1 protein-coding gene and 1 riboswitch are annotated in these 636 nt (G+C 64.0%); the gene reads left to right on the top strand.

All coding sequences use genetic code 11. From position 1 onward, the window contains the following. A riboswitch (cobalamin riboswitch) is annotated at positions 1–113 on the top strand. This riboswitch is flagged as partial in the annotation. A 122-nt stretch (positions 114–235) separates the two neighbouring features. Next, on the top strand, positions 236–636 hold a 401-nt coding region (locus EII26_RS12875), incomplete at its 3' end, for a TonB-dependent receptor (RefSeq protein ID WP_233572762.1).

Raw genomic sequence — 636 nt, 5'->3', positions numbered from 1 at the left:
GTAAGCGTGACGAAACCGATACGCACCATTGTCCCCCGGCACGTGCGGGGATGAGAAGGTTCGGGATTAGGACGAGCGCGAGTCAGGAGACCTGCCGAGAGGCCTCTTCGTTGGATGCCTCGAGGGGTGGGTGCCGACGGATGTCCATGGAGCGTTTGTTCGCTTTCTCCAGGGGAAGCCCTTTGAAGGGTTTCCCCTGTTTTGTCTCACACTTCCGACGGGGGGATGTTCGCCGATGAGGGGCCGAGCGTTTCTTTGCGTCGTCATGACGCCGTTTATTTTCTGGGTGAACCTCGCGGATGCGGCTCCGCTCCGAGAGGCCGTAGAGCTTCCGGAGGAACGGGTCGTCTCGGTAGCGGAGAACGAGGACACGCTGCTCCTCTCGCCGGGGTCGGTCACGGTGGTGCGTCCCCAGGAGATGAGGGGGGAGCAGAAGAACCTGCCGGAGCTGCTGAAGCAGGTTCCGGGCCTGCACGTGGTGGAGACCAAGGGGCGCGGGGCCTACACGGTGGCCTCCATCCGCGGGAGCAGCGCAGCGCAGGTGGCGGTCTACGTGGACGGAGTGCTGATGAACCTGGGCAGCGAGGCGGCGGTGGACCTCTCCACCATCCCGGTCGAGAATGTCGAACGCATCGA

This window comes from Fretibacterium sp. OH1220_COT-178, assembly GCF_003860125.1.
In the GTDB taxonomy this organism is placed as follows: Bacteria; Synergistota; Synergistia; order Synergistales; family Aminobacteriaceae; genus CAJPSE01.
This window is presented reverse-complemented; position numbering and strand designations above follow the sequence as displayed.